This window comes from Bradyrhizobium sp. NBAIM08, assembly GCF_020193935.1.
In the GTDB taxonomy this organism is placed as follows: Bacteria; Pseudomonadota; Alphaproteobacteria; order Rhizobiales; family Xanthobacteraceae; genus Bradyrhizobium; species Bradyrhizobium yuanmingense.
This window is the reverse complement of the sequence record NZ_JADYVR010000314.1, coordinates 1-452: the sequence shown is the minus strand read 5'-3', so window position 1 is coordinate 452 and position 452 is coordinate 1. Positions and strand designations below refer to the sequence as shown.

General features: G+C 75.0%; 2 protein-coding genes. Both read right to left on the bottom strand.

The features are described 5' to 3' along the window. Positions 1-2: 2 nt before the first annotated feature. Positions 3-263 (bottom strand): hypothetical protein, encoded by a 261-nt coding sequence (locus I6F37_RS39670; RefSeq protein WP_225154329.1) that lies wholly within the window; start codon positions 261-263, stop codon positions 3-5. Then, the coding region (locus tag I6F37_RS39665) for an asparaginase (RefSeq protein WP_225154328.1) at positions 263-452 on the bottom strand (190 nt) is incomplete at its 5' end. The genes I6F37_RS39665 and I6F37_RS39670, both read right to left, overlap by 1 nt.

Sequence of the window (452 nt, the reverse complement as noted above, 5' to 3'; positions counted from 1 at the left end):
CCTCAGGAGGGTCTGGAAGAGCGGCCGGCCAGGTCGACCACCGCCACGACGACCGCCAGAGCGAGACCGGCGAAGCCGATCAGGTCCGCGGCCACGAGGCCGCGGGTCTCGGAGATCACGAAAATGATACGGCCCTCCATCGGCCGGTTGAGAGCGAGCCAGGCGAGCGACGAGCAGGCGAGGGCGACGGCGCCCGGGAGGCCCCAGCGCCCGGCGGCGAAGGCGGACAGGACGACGGCGAGCAGGGAGGCGGCCGGCACCATCAGATGACCGCCCGCACGACGCCGACGGGCTCGCCGCCACCGAGGAGGTTGTGGACACCGGTCGACCGGACCGCCTCGGTGTCCACCCCCGGCTCGACGTCGACGCCCGTACGCCGCAGCGCGGCCGCCATCACGACCGGCCGGGCCCGCTGGCCGCCGTCGTCGGTCTTCAGCGCGAACGCCCGGCCG